Here is a 17492-nt window from a genome sequence, read left to right as displayed (position 1 = left end):
CATACAGACAGCGGCAGATGGGTCGGCTTCAGAGCACGTTCAGTAATCGGAGGATACTGGATGAAGGTATTAATGGATAAAGTTCAGAATAATCAATAAAGTTATCATGACGTTTATTTCAAATTTATACAGAGGAGATCTTTAAAGAATATTACTATAAAATCAAAGGCTTACAAAATATAGGCTAAACGCTGTATAGTAGAACTTTATTCAGGACAGAAAAAAAGAAATAAGAATGTTTTTTATACACACAACTTTTTAACGTTATTACTATGAAACATCAAAACTTGGAATTTAAGTGGATGTGTCTACTTTTTCTAGCTCTACTACTTTCTCCTCCTTTACTTTGGGGACAGAATCATAGCATTAAAGGGCAAATTGTAGATGCAAAAAGCAATGAACCTTTAATAGGAGTAAACATTACTGTTGAAGGAACTTCGAATGGTACCATTTCTGATATAGATGGTCGGTTTACGCTATCTGTAGCTACTAATGCCGTACTTAAAATTTCTTATATCGGCTATCAAGAAAAGAAAATCAAAGTGAATGATCTGAAAAAAGAGACTATCATTTCTCTGGAGGAAGATAGCAAGCAACTAGAAGAAGTAGTGGTAGTGGGTTATGGCATTCAGAAAAAGGTATCAAGCGTAGGCGCTATTACCCAAACTAAAGGAGAAGAATTGTTGAAAGGAGGTAATATTACTTCTGTATCAGAGGCTTTACAAGGTAAACTAAATGGTTTGGTAGCTATCAATACTTCAGGCAAGCCTGGAGCAAGTGATACAAAAATGTACATTCGTGGTAAGGCTTCCTGGCAAAACTCTGATCCTTTAGTCTTGGTAGATGGTATAGAAAGAGACATGAATGATGTTGACATGAATGAAATCGAGTCTATATCTATTCTAAAAGACGCTTCTGCTACAGCCGTATATGGGGTTCGAGGTGCAAATGGTGTAATATTGTTAACAACCAAACGCGGACAAGATAAGAAACCAAACATCAATTTTTCTACAAGCTTTGGTATTAAACAGACTACTGCAAATATGGAATGGGCAGATTATGTTACATCCATGAAAATGTATAATGAAGCTGTAGCTAATGATAATAATTGGAATCAACAAATTAAACAATCCGTTATCAATGCTTGGTCAAATGCTTTTGATACAGGCAACTACGGTCCTTATAATGATGTCTTTCCACAAGTAGACTGGTGGGATGAATTGGTTAAACCAGGTTTTTCCCAGCAATATAATGTGAATATCAGCGGAGGAACCAATTTCATGCGTTACTTCGCCTCCATCGGTTATCAAAATGACGGTGATATTTATGATTTACAGAAACAGGAGAATTTTGATCCAAGGAACTACTATCGCCGTTATAACTGGCGTTCAAATTTAGACTTTAATCTAACTAAAACAACTTCCTTATCAGTAAATATTGCCGGAAAAATGGGATACCGCAATGACAACTTTGCTGATGATGTATACACTAGAATCATTGCGGCACCAACTAATTCCTTCCCGATAAAGTATAGTGATGGCTATTGGGGAGATGGATCTACTGCCGGCTATAATCCTGTTTGTAATATGAATACAAATGGGTCACAACTGTATAAAACCTTTCAGGGATGGTATGATGTTCGTTTGGAACAAAAACTGGACTTCCTAACTAAAGGGCTGAAAGCTGCCGCTAAAGTTTCATACACCTCTGCTTCCACTACTCGTTCTAGTATAAAGACTGGTGAAATTTGGGGTAACAATGATTTTGAATCCAGAAACAGTATTATTAAATACCATCGCGAATACGATTATTCTAATCCGATAGTCAATGCAGATGGTTCCCTCACTTATCCCATGATTTTGGAGAAACGATGGCCAAATGATGAGGATATTGAACTCCCTCCCAACGTTTCTTATGATAATTTGGATGGTTATAACCGTAAGTTATATTACGAATTCTCCGTAGAATATAATCGTTCATTCGGGAGTCATAATATAACAGCATTAGCTCTGATGAATCGTCAAGTGTCCGATTCAAAAGATGATAAAGTTATCAAATTCCCAAGTTATCGTGAAGAATGGGTAGGACGTGTTACTTATAATTGGAAAGAACGTTATTTGGCAGAGATGAATATCTCTTATACAGGTTCGGAAAAATTTGCCCGGGGACAACGTTTCGGTCTGTTCCCTTCCTATTCTTTGGGATGGCGTGCTTCAGAAGAACCTTTTATAAAAAAACATGTTGGAGATGTGCTGACTAACCTAAAATTCAGATATTCATACGGCAAAGTCGGCAGTGATGCAGCCGCTGCACGTTGGAATTACATCCAATTATTTAATTCACTAGGAAGTATTGAATTAGGAAATACACAAGGAGTTACACATAGCCCGCTCTATACTGAAGGAGATATTGCTAACTTGACTTCAACTTGGGAAAAAGCAACAAAACATAACTTCGGAATAGAAATTGGCTTATGGAATAAGTTAGACTTAACTTTGGATTTATTTAAAGAGAATCGTAAAGATATTCTAATGACCCCACAAACCACATCTTCTATTGTAGGAGCTACTTTTAACGCTATCAACCGAGGAGAAACGAAAAATCATGGTTTAGAATTAGAGTTACGCTGGAATGATAAAATCGGACGTAATTTTAATTACTGGGGAGCTTTAACTTTTGCAACCAGCGAAAACCGGATTGTCTATAAGGATGATCCAAGAAATGCGGATGAGCACTTGAAAGCCGCAGGTAAACCGATTGATTATCAAAACCGTTTTATTGCGATCGGTAATTATGGTTCGATAGACGATGTGTTCAATTACGCACAAACGGCCATAAATGGTACTACAGCATCGCAAGTAATTCCTGGAGATCTTATTTATATAGACTTCAATGGAGACGGGATAATCAACTCAAATGACAAGGTAGTTGTAGACGAATTGAATTACCCATTGACTACTATCGGATTTTCTTTCGGCTTCAATTGGAAAGGACTTAACTTCAGTGCAATGCTCTATTCGCCACGCAATATATACAAGTTACAGTTTGACCAATATCTGTGGGATTTTCCCGCTTCAAATATACGCGTTCAACCAAAGTCTATGGAACGATGGACTCCGGAAACAGCTAACTCATCGGGTGTTATGCGACCTACTACACACTTGAACAATACATACAATAAAGTGGAAAGTACTTATCGTTATTCCGACTATTCATATATACGATTAAAGAATATGGAGATAGGTTATACATTCCCTAAAAAATGGTTGAGTGAAGCACATATTTCCAATCTTCAAGTTTACATGAATGGAAATAACTTACTGACTTTCTGGAAAGGCGACAAACGAGTAGACCCAGAAACAGGAGGTGTAGGTAGCTATCCGATTGTCCGTACTTATACCTTAGGACTAAGAGTTTCATTTTAATCATATTCAAAAGAAATAAAGATGAGAAAAGTATTATTATATATCTGTTCAGTTTTCATTCTTGGCGGGATGACAAGCTGTGAAGACTTCTTAGACAAAAGGGAAGATGTAGGATTGACAGAAGATGATATCTTCAGAGACTACTATTCTTTACGAGGTTTCTTAGATCAATCTTTCAACCAATTGGAAAATGTTATGGTAATGGATAATTGGGAAAATGGACGCGCATTTGTCGGTCTCTTTGCAGACGAGATGGCAACCACGGATAATTCATCTGCCGTTTTTACCTTACATTCCGGAAACTGGTTAAGTAATGCCAAATCAAGTACAACTTTTGAGATTGGCAACGGTGGAAGTACAGCCATATCTCGTTCTTATAAAGCGCTACGTATCAATAATCGCATAATTAATGATATCGATAAGGCTCCTTTGACACCTGAACAAAAAAACGAGATTCTGGGACAAGCTTATTTCTATCGTTCGTGGTTCTACTTTCAGATAATTAAAAGATATGGGGGGATGCCTATTATTGACAAGGTCTTTGAAGGTGGAGATGATGATATTTCCCGTATAACCTACCATGAATCACATGACTGGATGATGGAAGATATACAAAAAGCAATCTACATGCTACCAGACAGTTGGGATGATCCAAACTATGGAAGACCCACAAAAATTGCAGCAATGGCACTTAAAGAATGGGCACAGTTATTTGATGCAAGTCCATTGATGCAAAATGATTTAAATTCTACAGAAAACAAAGGCTATGACACGGAACGCGCAAAATCAGCAGCAAAATCAGCTTATGAAGTAATACGTTATATGGATGGAAGCAAGTCTGCCCCTTATCCTTATGGTTTGGCTAGTAAAGAAGAATATACGAATGTTTTCTATTTTAAATATCCACCAGTACATCAACCGGAGTACATTTGGGTCAAGCGACAATTTCCTAATGCTGCTAATCAAAACCAAAAACGTACTATCCGCACATTCTGGCAATATGAGGATCTTGCATTCGGTTCGGGACCAGATGGAAATTCCATGTGCTGCCCAAGTTTGAATATCGTCAACATGTTTGACAAAAAGGGAGCAGACGGTATTTATTACCCGATTGATGACCCACGAAGCGGCTATGCGCTTGATTATGATCATAAACCATTTGAGGATCGTGATCCCCGTTTCTATAACAATATCCTTTTACCAGGAACAACTTGGGGACATTACGCCGATGGACGTACCTATTACATTACAACCTACAAAGGAGGAGCAGCCTATCAGCACATGCTAACTCAAAAAGACTGTAACAAACGAATGTTTACAGGATTTATGTGTAAGAAGTTCATGTGGCCGGAATGTAACCAATATCTTGAAAAGAACAATCCGAATTGTTGGTGGGACTATCGCTTCCTCACCATATATATCCGTGCTTCGCAAATTTATTTAGATTATGCAGAAGCACTATTCGAGGGTTGTGGAAGTGCTACGGCAACTATTGAGGGATGTCCCATATCAGCAGCAGAAGCTATTAATATTCTCCGCAGACGAATTGGCTTAACAGATCTGCCATCAGATATTGTAGCCGATCCTGATAAATTCCGTGCAGCTTATCGCCGTGAGCGTGCTGTAGAATTAATGTTTGAAAATCATCGTTGGTGGGATATCCGCCGTTGGATGATCTTAGAAGAAACATTCAAGGATACTTATCCTATTAAGGGAGCATTATTCACACCACGAGAATCCAATCATGGAAGTATCACGGACAAGTCTACATTGACTTATGATTATGAACAAATCGATATAACTCCGGAAGTGCGTTCTTTTACAAAGAAGAATTACTGGTATCCTTTGCCTCAACATGATGTAGACGCATTGAATAATTTGCAACAAAACCCATATTGGTAATTAAAATGGCTTAATCAAATGAAAAGATATAATAAATTCATATTTATTCTGTTTGTCACTGCTATATTATCCGGCATAGCCACTTCGCTAGAAGCACAGGATAAACCCAAAAAGAAAAAAACAGCCCTTATTGAAGTGAAAGGGCTGGTGACAGACAACAGTGGTAAACCGCTAAGCGGAGTAACAGTATTGAGCGGTGAAGGTTCTATTATTAACTATACAGATGCAAATGGAAAATTTGCATTCAAAACAAAAGCTGATGGAACCTTATTAATTGAAGCGTTCGGTTATAAAGATGTTGTAATAAACCTCGCAAAAGAACAACCCACTGTTATTAAATTACAAAATGAAGATCTATATGCTTCAGAAAGAGACATACACGAACGTGCAGACGGTGGAAAAACGTATCAGCGGGATCTGGTAGGTACAGTATCCAAGTTATCTATGGAGAATGTATTAAAATACCCTGATTTACAATTATCCAATGCCTTACAAGGACAAGCTGCCGGACTAATTGCTATTTCCGGTGACGGCGGCTTGGGCTATAACGCATCAACATTATATGTCCGCGGACAACACAATAATGGAACAAATACAGCCTTAGTCATTATTGATGGAATAGAACGCCCAATAGATGATATTTTACCGGAAGAAATAGAATCCATCGAAGTTTTAAAAGATGCCACAGCCAAAATCCTGTATGGAGCAGCTGCCACAAACGGAGTAGTCTTAGTACGTACAAAAAGAGGAGAGGCACATAAACGAATTGTACGTGTCGGGGTAGAATATGGCGTACAACCCACTACACGTGTACCTAGCTATCTGAATTCCTACAATTATTCAAAACTGTTTAACGAAGCTCGTATAAACGATGGTATGAATCCCTACTACACTGACACACAATTAGAAGGATATAGAAATAGTAGCGGAATCAATGACGTATTGTATCCAAATGTTGATTATTACAATGAGTTCTTATTGAACCAAAATATCTACCGAAAAGGTACAATTGAGTTTAATGGAGGTAATGAAGGTGTGAAATACGCGTTAGTTGGTGGATATACCGGCGGTTCCGGATTAGAAAAAGTTGGAGAACGTTCGGCCTTACACCGCATGAATGCACGTGGTAATCTGGATATTAAAATCACAGATTTTCTTACTGTAACAGCAGATGTTGCAGCTCGTGTGGAACTGAAAAACTGGGGTGCCAAAGATGGCGCAGGTATATTCAGCACATTATCTTCTAATCGTCCCAATGAGTACCCTTTCATCATTCCTAATGAAACATTATCGGGACAGTTTACCCCCAATGAAGACGGGACGCCATTCTTCGGAGCCAGCACACGGATAGTAGACAATTTATATGCAGATATGGTTTATGGAGGTGACACTTCCGAAAGGTATGTAAATAGCCAGACAAACCTTGGAGCAAATTTTGACTTCAATAAATACGTTAAGGGATTGACATTTAATGCTTATGTAACTTTTGACAATTATAGTTATTTACGTCAAGAATTAAGGAATACTTATCCAACCTATGCTATTGACACTTATAGTGATTTAGACGGTGAAACTATCACCCGATATACACAGATGAAAAAGCTGGATTTGCCCAAAACGCAAAAGATAGCCTCCAATAATACCTACCGCTATTTTGGTATGCGTGCAGATATAGGATATGAACGTACATTAGGAGTGCATGACTTTTCAGCAATTGGAGCATTCCGCTATACAAAGAATGAGATGACAGGAATGACACAAGATTTTAAAGATGCCAATATCTCTCTGCGTCTAAACTATAGTTATGACAAACGTTATCTAGCCGAGCTTACTCTGGCTGGTATGGGGTCTAACAAATTTGATAAAAACGATCGTTTTTTCTTTTCTCCGGCTATAGGAGCTTCATGGATAATTTCTAACGAAAGTTTCATGAAAGAAGTAAAGGCAGTTAACTTCCTGAAGCTAAAAGCAAGTTACGGTGTGTTAGGCTATACAGGTAATACAGGATTCTTCTTGTATCAAACTGGTTGGAATAATAATGGCAACTATAATTTCTTTCAGGATCAAACAGATCATAAAGTTAGTTTAGCTCGTTGGGGAAATCCTGATTTAACATGGGAATACTCTCAAGAGTTTAATATTGGTATCGAAGGGTTATTCTTTAATAATCGTTTAAGCACAGAACTTAATTATTTCCATGAATGTAGAAAAGACATCATTGGAGTGAATAATGCCCAATATGCCGCTACAGCAGGGAATTATACAATATATGAAAATATCGGTCAGGTGACTAATCAAGGTATAGATATTGCAATCAACTGGAAAGGAAATATCGGGCGAGACTTTTTATACACAGTCGGAGCCAATATGACTTATTCGAAAAATAAATTAGATAAATGGAATGAAATAGAAGGAGTGGAAAGCTATCGTAAAGCCATTGGGCGACCTACTAGTACTATTTTTGGCTTACAAGCACTAGGATTATTTGGAAAAGACATTCCATTAGAAGGTCACTCATTGCAATCATACGGTATATATCAAAATGGCGATATTGCATACGCTGACTTAAACAACAATGGGATTGTAGATGATAATGACCGTATGAGTCTAGGACAAAGTTTTCCTGTAACTACTTGGGGAATCAATGTAGACCTCAAATACAAAGGGTTTGGACTTTATATGTTAGGAACTCTTCATACAGGTATTACTCAATTATGTACAAACGCTTATTATTGGAATAATGGTCTGAATGGATACTCTGAATTAGCATTAAATCGCTACCATGAGGTTAATAATCCTTCAGGTACAATGCCCCGATTAACAACAACGACAGAAAGCAATAACTTTCGTGATTCCAGTTTTTGGACAGAGAATGGATCATTTTTCCGTTTGAAAAATGTAGAACTTAGTTATACATTTGAAAATAAAGCTGGTAGATTCTTTGCAAATAAATGTAAACTATTCGTTCGTGGTACAAATCTGCTTACTTTCTCTAAAATAAAGGATCTGGATCCGGAAAGATTAAATGCCGGAATCACAAATTATCCAGCCTATATGACTCTAACCGGCGGTTTATCCGTCTCTTTCTAAACTTAAAAAATATAAAAATATGAAAATAAGCAAATTAATACTGTTAACTTGTGTTTGGGGAAGTATTGTTTCTTGTGAAGATCTGCTTGACCCTAAATTGACGAATGAATGGTCCAGTGAGACCGTATGGACTAATCCAGATATGGCACAAGCCGTTTTGACTCAAGCATATGCTGATTTAATGGTTGTTCCGGATCATTATGATGATAATTTCTTAGATGCTGCAACAGACAATGCACTAACCCGAAATTATGGTTCGAGTGTATACCGAGCTAGTATGGGAGCATTCAGCCGATCAACAAATCCACTTGGAAATTGGGACAATATGTATGATAAGATACAAAGCATCAATCTATTCATAGAAAAAGGAGTTACAGATGATGTGATATACAATCGTGTAAGTAAAGAAACTGACCAGGCAATAAAGACTCGTTTACTTGGTGAAGCCTATTTTTTAAGAGCATGGTGTAGCTTCAAATTGTTACAAACTTATGGAGGACGAACAGACGAAGGAGAAGCATTGGGATATACGATCACCAACCATTTCATTAGCGATAAGGAATCTGCAAAGCCAAGTCTGTTTAAACGTGACTCGTATAAAGATTGCGTCAGCCAGATTGTTTCCGATTGTGAAGAAGCTGCCAGACGTTTACCTGTAACTTACACAGGAGATGATGTAGTTGTCGGAAAATCTAAAATTGGTAGAGCTTGCGGATTAGCGGCAAATGCTCTTAAAGCAAGAACTTTGCTCTATGCAGCAAGTCCGGCTTATCAGAACATAGATGTGATTCAAATAAATGGCATGGGTAATTTTACTGTATTGAATGAAGCTACTTATCAAGCAGGTTGGGAGCGTGCTGCTCTTTTTGCCAATGAAGTGCTCAAAAACGCAGGGATAAACTATACCTTTACAGCGATGGCTGCTAAAGACTTGGCTGATGCTGGCAGTGATACCCCGGCCGATTTTATTTTCCGCACCTACATGGGACTTGTACATGGTATGGAGAGTCGACACTATCCTCCTTTTTATTTGGGAAATGCACAAACAATTCCCTCCCATAATTTAGCAGCCGCCTTTCCCGCCAAAAATGGCTATCCAATAACAGATTCACGTTCATTATATGACGAGCAAGATCCGTATCTGATAGCTAGAGATAACCGATTCAATATGAATCTATATTATCAAGGAAAAAAGTTTGGAGCTTATAACTCAAACATTGATGTATCTGAAGGTGGAAAAGATTCAGAGAGTTTTCACATTTATGCCAGTCGTTCGGGATATTATTTATCCAAATTCTTGTCTACTACACAAAAAAATATGCTGGATCCGATTCAAACATTGAATTCTCGGCACTTTAACCCATTATTACGTAAAACAGAAGTTTGGCTGAATTATGCAGAAGCCGCCAATGAAGCATGGGGACCTGAAGGTAAAGGTGACGACTGCAAATATAGCGCTTATGATGTCTTAAAAATCATACGTGAAAAATCAGGTGGTATCACAGATGCTACCTATTTGTCAGAAGTAGCTTCTGAAGGTAAAGACGCATTCCGGAAATTAATCCAAAATGAACGTCGTATAGAATTTGCTTTCGAAGATCACCGTTTTTGGGATTTACGCCGCTGTTTACTTCCCCTAGATACCACTATTGAAGGAATACAAGTGACAAGAACGGATAATGGTCTTTCTTATGAAATAAAAGAAATAGAACAACGTCCGTTGGATGCACTTCGCTATTACTATTTGCCGTTACCTAACGACGAATTATTAAAGAATCCAAACCTCAAAAATAATATGGGGTGGAATAATAACTAATATTATATACGATTATGAAAATTGCAAAAATAATATTGCTCGCTTTGACGACTTGTTTAGTGTCTTGCTATGAAGATTATACCCATGATTATGAAACAACAAATGTTGGTTTTGCTTTACAAAACCCATTGCGTACAGTTATATCAGACCGTGATATGCCTATATATGTGGGAGTATCATTAGGAGGTAAACGGGAAGTTGACATGAATGATTGGGCTAAATTTACCTTGGATGCTTCTTTATTAGAGGGTACTCCTCTTACACTTCTCCCCGAAGAATATTATACATTGGAAGATCCGGAGATATTTAAAGTGCGGAAATCTAATTTACCTGTAGCAGATGTTGAAATCAAGTTTACAGATGCTTTTTATACAGATCCATTAAGTCTGACTACACATTATGCCCTCCCTTTCAGAGTTATAGAAAGTTCCATGAACTCTATTCGCGAAGGAGCGGATTATTCTATTGTAGCAATAAAGTATGTCAGTTCCTTTTCCGGCGTTTACTATCTTCAAGGTGAAGTAAGTGAAGTGGATGATAATGGAAATATTATAGAAAGTACCACTGTGGTGTATAAAGAAAAAGACTTGATAAATAATAATACTCTGGAACTAAGCACTCTCGCCCAAAATAAATTATTAAGACCCGGAGTAGCGAACTTAACGAAAAGCAATGCCAATCGTTTCCAATTGACAATCGACAACAACAGCGAATCAGGTCCGGACTACAATGTTCAAATAGAAGGTATAGAAGGAGGAGTCACAATCGTTGAAGGAAATGGCAGCTACATTGCCCAAAGTCCGACTTACACCTTCAATAGTGGAGACAAACCTTGTCCGGAAATCAACTTGAATTACACCTATGAATTAGCAGGCAAACGTTATAAAGTGAAAGAACAATTAGTGTTACGTCGCGATCCTGTGAACGATTTACGAGTAGAATCATGGAAGTAATTTAAAACTTGAGACATGAGGAACTATATCGGTTTTTCATGTCTCAAAAAGATAACAGTAAAAGCAAAAAAGTATATGAAAAAAGAATTAGCTGTATCAGTTGTCTCCAGCATACTCTGTATAACCACAGGAGTTGCCCAAACTAACAAACCCAATGTTGTTATTATCATGACTGACCAGCAACGGGCAGATTTATGTGGTCGTGAAGGCTTCCCAATGGCTGTAACTCCTTTTACCGATTCTCTTGCATTGAGTAATGTGTGGTTTGACAAGGCATATACGGTGGCTCCTGCCAGTATGCCTGCGCGTTGTTCCATGTTTACAGGACGTTTTCCTACTGCCACTCATGTCCGTACCAATCACAACACTCCCGACATGTATTACAAGAAAGATATGCTTGAAGTATTTAAGGAACAAGGGTATAAGACTGCACTAGTAGGTAAGAATCATGCACATGTGAAAGGAAAAGATTTCGATTATTGTGAGGAATATTTCCATTGGGGAAAAAATCAGCGAGATACACAAGAAGATAAGGATTTTGCATTCTTCCTAAATAACAAAGCTCGTGGACAATATTTGGAAGCCACTCCTTTCCCGTCAGAAGCGCAGAACCCGGTAAAAATTGTCACTAAAGCTTTAGCCTGGGCGGAAGCGCAAAAAGACTCAGCCTTTTTTATGTGGGTTTCAATGCCTGAACCGCATAACCCTTATCAGATATCGGAACCTTATTTTTCGATGTTTTCTCCGGAAAAGATACCTGCAACTTTGACAAGCCGGAAAGACCTGTCTAAAAAAGGAGACAAATATGCTATCTTGGCAGAATTGGAAGATACTGCTTGTCCAAACCTTGCGACAGATCTTCCTCGTTTGCGTGGTAATTATTTGGGGATGCTCCGCCTAATTGACGATCAGACTAAACGTCTGATTGAAGGATTTCAAGCTGCCGGGCTTTATGAAAATACCATTTTTGTAATCTTGTCGGACCATGGAGATTATTGCGGGGAATACGGTTTGATTCGTAAAGGTGCCGGAGTTCCTGAATGTCTGACTCGTATCCCGATGATTTGGGCGGGATGTGGTATTCATCCTCAAAGTGCCCCTATGGATGCACATGTCTCTATTGCCGATGTCTTTCCTACCATTTGCACGGCTATTGGTGCGGATATACCACTCGGAGTGCAGGGACGTAGCCTTTGGCCTATGTTGACTGGCAAGTCATACCCAAAGAGAGAATTTTCGAGCATAATAGTTCAACAGGGTTTTGGCGGTGAAGATTTCACTCGGGATGAACCTCTAACATTTGTTAAAGAAGGTGCCTTGCAACCCAATAAAATAGCACACTTTGACGAACTGAATACTTGGACTCAGAGCGGAACAGAACGAATGGTTCGCAAAGACGACTGGAAATTAGTGCTTGATAACTATGGTCGTGGCGAATTGTATAATTTGAAAACTGACCCTTCCGAGATTAATAATCTTTATAATAAAAAGAAATATACTTCCAAACAAATGGAATTACTGGAAGAGTTGATGACTTGGGAGTTACGTATGCAAGACCCGTTGCCAGTACCACGGAATCGTTATCATTTCAAAAGAAATCCTTTTAATTACCATTTCACAAAAGAAAAGGAAACCCTCTGATCCTGTCTATAAATATATTGATGAAAATATTAATGGACAAAGTTCAGAATAATCAATAAAACTACTATGGTGTTAACTCAAAATTTATACGTATGAAGTTCTTAAGAGAAATTTTGTTAGTTGGACTATTACCCGGTTTTCTTATAAGCCAGGCACAAAATGTCCAAAACAAAGAAGATTTACCTTTAGATTTAGGTTATCGTGTACTTCCTATGGGAGATTATAACGGTTCAGCCTACACTATCTCGGGTAAACAGTTACGTAATCTACCCGTTACAAATCTTTCGGCAGTATTAGCAGGATTGGTACCTGGTTATTTTGCCCGGCAGGTCCAAGGTGGTGGATTGGTGAATGAACAGAATTCATTCTGGATAAGAGGACAGAGAAGTAATTCATCCGATGTGCTAGTACTGGTTGATGGACAAGAACGGGATTTTGCTGTTTTGTCATCACACGAAGTAGAATCAATTACCGTATTGAAAGATGCTGCAGCAACAGCTTTATATGGAATGCGTGCAGGCAGTGGAGCTATTCTGGTTACAACCCGTAAAGGAATAAAAGGGAAACCACAGGTTGAATTAACAGCTCAAATAATAGCTCAACAGCCACTTAAAGAGTTAGAGTCATTAAATGCAGCCGATTACGCAAGACAGCATAACATTGCCCGTCACAATGACAATATGGATCCACTGTATTCCAACTATGACATTATGAATTATGCAAACAATGACCCTAATTCCATATTGTATCCCAATGTAGATTGGGCCGATAAATACTTGAAAGATACCCGATGGAGCCAGCGCTATAATCTTAATATCCAAGGAGGGACTGAAAAAAGTACATATTTCGTGAATGCAATGTACACTCGTAACAATGGCTACTTCAATACGGATGATTCACATGATTATAGTACCAATCACTCTGCCGAACGGTTTAATATCCGTTCCAATATTGATTTTGCTGTAACTCGCACCACCCAACTGGACGTAAATTTGTATGGCTGGTATCAAAGCCAGAACGGGCCTGGCAGTGGAGCCGAAAACATTTATAAAAACCTGGTCACATTACCGCAAGGAATCTTCCCTGAATGGTACAGTGATCAAGGGTATACAGATCAATACGGCAATATTATCAATACAGAAGATGGAAAAATTGTAGCAGGAAATGCATTCCGTGAAAATCCATGGGCAATGCTAAACCGCTCCGGTTACTTCCAGGACAAACAATTGTATGGTTCTTTCCGTACGAAACTCTCACAGGATCTTTCCTTCATAACAGAGGGATTAAAAGCTTCTATTGCTTTATCTATGGATTCACGCACAGTTTCTTCTATCAGACGTACAATAACTTTCGCATATTACGAAAAGGACGCCACGAATGAGAACGTTCTCCGCCGGACCCGCGAGGATGACTCGATGATAAACAAGGTAGATAATACCAGTTCTTTCCGCCGGACCGGTATCGTGGCTCAATTAGATTATAACCGTACCTTTGGAAAACATGGAGTTTCGGCTTTAGCTTTCTATGAACAATATGAAAGCAATGATGAAATGGTATTACCAACCCGCTTCCAAAGCGTAAACGGTTGGTTCGGCTATAATTATGATAAAAGATATGGCATCGATGTTATCGGAGCTTATCAAGGTTCTCACAAATTTGGGCCGGGACACAAATTCGGTTTCTTCCCTACAGTATCTGCCGGATGGACTGTTTCTAACGAATCCTTTTGGAAAGATGTCCAAAAATTAGTGCCCTACCTGAAACTAAAAGCATCTTATGGACAAGTCGGCAACTCATCGGGTGTAGATGCCTTTTATTACAGGGGACGTATGTGGCCGCAAAACGATGTCTACATCACAGGGGTAAACATGGGAACAAAACTTGGAGGATATATTCAGGATATACTTCCAAATCCCGGACTGACTTGGGAAAAAGCAAGAATTCTGAACATCGGAATAGATACCAGACTATTTTCAGACCACCTATCTGTTACAGCTGAATTTTTCAAGGACAACCGTCATGATATGTACGTAGTTAATAATAAAATCAGCTCTCTTGTCGGTAATGTAAAAGAATTTAAGCAGAATATAGGCAAGATCAATAGCCATGGAGTAGACTTATCTGCCATGTGGAATTCAAATATCGCAGATTGGAGCTATTTCATAGGAGGTACATTCTCTTATTCCACGAATGAGCTGATTGCAAATGGCGAAGTAGATCAGCCATACGAATGGTTGAAGAATCAGGGACGTCCTTTGGGAGAAAACCGAGGATACATCGCAAAAGGCTTTTTTAACTCTTGGGAAGAAATAGCAGCCTCTCCTGTACAAACATTCTCTGATGTCCAACCAGGCGATGTACGTTATGAAGATATAAACAAAGACGGACAGATCGATGTAAACGATATGATACCTATCGGATATGGAGATATTCCCAGAATGATGTATGGCATTAATCTAGGAGTCGGCTACAAAGGATTTTCGATCACCGCATTGTTTCAGGGAGCAGCAAAAGTCTCTCATCAATATTCGGACATCGTAATGAATCCTTTTACAGACAACGGAACCATATTTGAGCATCAACTTGATTATTGGACACCCGAACACCAGAATGCAGCATTCCCACGTTTAACAACACTGGACAATGCCAATCTTAACAACAGGCAGATAAGTACATTAAATGTGAAAGATGCTGATTTCTTAAGATTGAAAACGTTGGAAGTTTCTTATGACTTTCCTGTAAAAATGATACAGAAAATCCATCTTAAGGGATTGAGACTTTTCCTTAGCGGAACGAATCTGATTACCTGGACAAAATATAAATGGGTTGATCCTGAAGCGCCTTCACTGGCGGCTCCTTTGACGAGAAACATGAGTATAGGTTGTTCCTTAAAATTCTGATAGCATGAAAAAATCGATAATTTATTTAGCAATAAGCGTAACACTTACACTTTCCGGTTGTGATTATCTGGATGACATGCCCTATGACTGGGCACAACCTGATGATATTTTTACGAATGAGCAGAACTATCTGAAACCTATCAATCAGGTTTATGCATATATTCCCGAAGGCTTCAACCACGTAGGAAATGCCTTTTTAGATGCAGCCACTAATGATGGAATAAGCACAATCATAGATTCGGATATCCATAAGTTGTCTCGTGGATATATCACTTCTTCAAATCCGATTGAAGAATGCTGGAATAATTCATACAAGGGAATCCAACAAGCTGTTTTTGCTCGCAAGTATTTGCGTGAAGCCGACTTGGTGTTACAAAATAAGACAGAAGAAGATATCCAGGCATTTAAGGACACTTATTGTGCGGAAACTGAATGTTTACAGGCCTTATTTGAGTTTAACCTGTTAAGACACTACGGAGGTTTTCCTATTGTCGATCGTATTTATGAAGTTGACGATCCTGAACTGCAAACAAAAGCAAGAGACTCTTTCAAGGACTGTGTCAATCACATCGTACAGTTGTGTGAGAGTGCTGCCGCTGTGTTGAAAGTTGACCCGGAAGGTGGGAATGGTTCTTATGGCCGTATGACTAAAGGAATGGCACTTGCCATTAAAGCCAAGACGTTACTCTACGCCGCAAGCCCACTCTATAACAGAACAGATAATAATGACCCAGTACTAGGGTATACTGACGGCTCGGATGTGACAGAACGCTGGCAACTTGCCGCCAAAGCTTGTGCAGATGTAATTAACCTGAATGCAGATGGAACTATAAACCCAAATGGAAATAAGAAATATAGCCTGATAGCTCTTACTGCTGCTAAAACGTATGATAAGATCTTTATCCATGCTAACCCTAATCAGGAATACATATTGTTCTACACAGCTGCCAAAGACAATGCTCTGGAAAACAGGCATTATCCCCCTACTATTTCCAAAGATCAGGGAGGAGGTACAGTACCTTCACAGCAATTAATCGATGCATTTACTATGAAAGATGGAAGTAATTATACCCATTCTTCTGATGGCGAGAACATGTATAATAACAGAGACCCACGTCTGGCAGCAATTATTGGATATGACGGTTCGGTTTATGGAAAGAATACCATCTATACGCGAATTAGTGATAATACAACCATAGACGGACTCAACCAAGTGAAAAACCGTTCGACCAATACTGGGTATTATTTGGCTAAGTTCCTGGACAAAACCCTGAACTTCGGACAGGCTAATGTAGGTACTGTTTTCCACTTATTCCCGATGATTCGCTTATCTGATATCCTACTTTCCTACGCAGAAGCCATGCATCACGCTTACGGCATGAATGCGGACCCTGAAGGCTATGGTTTGACAGCAATAGAAGCCGTACAGAAAATACGTTCCAGAGCCGGATTCGGAACAGATGATAAATTTCTTAATGGGGTGACAGATGATAACTTCATGGAAAAGGTGAAGCAAGAACGTCGTATCGAACTCTGTTTTGAAGAACATCGTTACTTTGATTTGCGACGTTGGATGGATGGCAATCAACTAAGAGAACCTATTGTCGGAATGAAAGTAGAAGAAAATGTTTCCGGACTTCATTATACTCGCTTTACAGTAGATGAAGCACGCAATTTTAAGGATTACATGTATTATCATCCCATTCCTCTGAAAGTAATCAAGGAAAGCCCTTCCATTCAACAAAATCCGGGTTGGTAATGGGGA

8 protein-coding genes are annotated in these 17492 nt (G+C 38.8%); all 8 read left to right on the top strand.

The window, feature by feature from the left end:
• Nucleotides 1-272 precede the first annotated feature (272 nt).
• The 8 genes from AAHJ11_RS21240 (at nt 273) to AAHJ11_RS21205 (ending at nt 17486) form a co-directional block, all read left to right on the top strand.
• The gene (locus tag AAHJ11_RS21240) at nt 273-3425 is read left to right on the top strand and encodes a SusC/RagA family TonB-linked outer membrane protein (protein WP_148364130.1); all 3153 of its coding nucleotides are present in this window, start codon (nt 273-275) and stop codon (nt 3423-3425) included.
• 21 nt (nt 3426-3446) lie between these two features.
• Nucleotides 3447-5327, top strand: a complete 1881-nt coding sequence (locus tag AAHJ11_RS21235; protein ID WP_148364131.1) for a RagB/SusD family nutrient uptake outer membrane protein — start codon at nt 3447-3449, stop codon at nt 5325-5327.
• Between the two features lie 18 nt (nt 5328-5345).
• Nucleotides 5346-8417 carry a SusC/RagA family TonB-linked outer membrane protein gene (locus AAHJ11_RS21230; protein WP_320974367.1) on the top strand — a complete coding sequence of 1024 codons (3072 nt, stop codon included), beginning with the start codon at nt 5346-5348 and terminating at the stop codon, nt 8415-8417.
• A gap of 19 nt (nt 8418-8436) precedes the next feature.
• Nucleotides 8437-10233, top strand: a complete 1797-nt coding sequence (locus tag AAHJ11_RS21225) for a RagB/SusD family nutrient uptake outer membrane protein (protein ID WP_148364133.1) — start codon at nt 8437-8439, stop codon at nt 10231-10233.
• Nucleotides 10234-10247: 14 nt separating this feature from the next.
• Complete coding sequence (locus AAHJ11_RS21220) at nt 10248-11186, top strand: DUF1735 domain-containing protein (RefSeq protein WP_413580083.1); 939 nt, start codon at nt 10248-10250, stop codon at nt 11184-11186.
• A 75-nt stretch (nt 11187-11261) separates the two neighbouring features.
• Nucleotides 11262-12827, top strand: coding sequence for a sulfatase (locus AAHJ11_RS21215; RefSeq protein ID WP_148364135.1), 1566 nt, complete (start codon nt 11262-11264; stop codon nt 12825-12827).
• Nucleotides 12828-12919: 92 nt separating this feature from the next.
• The gene (locus tag AAHJ11_RS21210; RefSeq protein WP_148364136.1) at nt 12920-15727 is read left to right on the top strand and encodes a SusC/RagA family TonB-linked outer membrane protein; all 2808 of its coding nucleotides are present in this window, start codon (nt 12920-12922) and stop codon (nt 15725-15727) included.
• Nucleotides 15728-15731: 4 nt separating this feature from the next.
• Complete coding sequence (locus AAHJ11_RS21205) at nt 15732-17486, top strand: RagB/SusD family nutrient uptake outer membrane protein (protein ID WP_148364137.1); 1755 nt, start codon at nt 15732-15734, stop codon at nt 17484-17486.
• The last annotated feature ends 6 nt before the right edge of the window (nt 17487-17492 follow it).

Origin of the sequence: Bacteroides sp. 90-K9/2 (genome assembly GCF_047310725.1) — a bacterium.
In the GTDB taxonomy this organism is placed as follows: domain Bacteria; phylum Bacteroidota; class Bacteroidia; order Bacteroidales; family Bacteroidaceae; genus Bacteroides; species Bacteroides vicugnae.
The sequence above is the reverse complement of the archived record's forward strand: the minus strand, read 5'-3'. Positions and strand labels throughout refer to the sequence as shown.

Excerpts from the sequence above, each read along its gene's own strand:
- AAHJ11_RS21240 (WP_148364130.1), top strand. The coding sequence starts at position 273 with ATGAAACATCAAAACTTGGAATTTAAGTGGATGTGTCTACTTTTTCTA.
- AAHJ11_RS21235 (WP_148364131.1), top strand. The coding sequence starts at position 3,447 with ATGAGAAAAGTATTATTATATATCTGTTCAGTTTTCATTCTTGGCGGG.
- AAHJ11_RS21230 (WP_320974367.1), top strand. The coding sequence starts at position 5,346 with ATGAAAAGATATAATAAATTCATATTTATTCTGTTTGTCACTGCTATA.
- AAHJ11_RS21225 (WP_148364133.1), top strand. The coding sequence starts at position 8,437 with ATGAAAATAAGCAAATTAATACTGTTAACTTGTGTTTGGGGAAGTATT.
- AAHJ11_RS21220 (WP_413580083.1), top strand. The coding sequence starts at position 10,248 with ATGAAAATTGCAAAAATAATATTGCTCGCTTTGACGACTTGTTTAGTG.
- AAHJ11_RS21215 (WP_148364135.1), top strand. The coding sequence starts at position 11,262 with ATGAAAAAAGAATTAGCTGTATCAGTTGTCTCCAGCATACTCTGTATA.
- AAHJ11_RS21210 (WP_148364136.1), top strand. The coding sequence starts at position 12,920 with ATGAAGTTCTTAAGAGAAATTTTGTTAGTTGGACTATTACCCGGTTTT.
- AAHJ11_RS21205 (WP_148364137.1), top strand. The coding sequence starts at position 15,732 with ATGAAAAAATCGATAATTTATTTAGCAATAAGCGTAACACTTACACTT.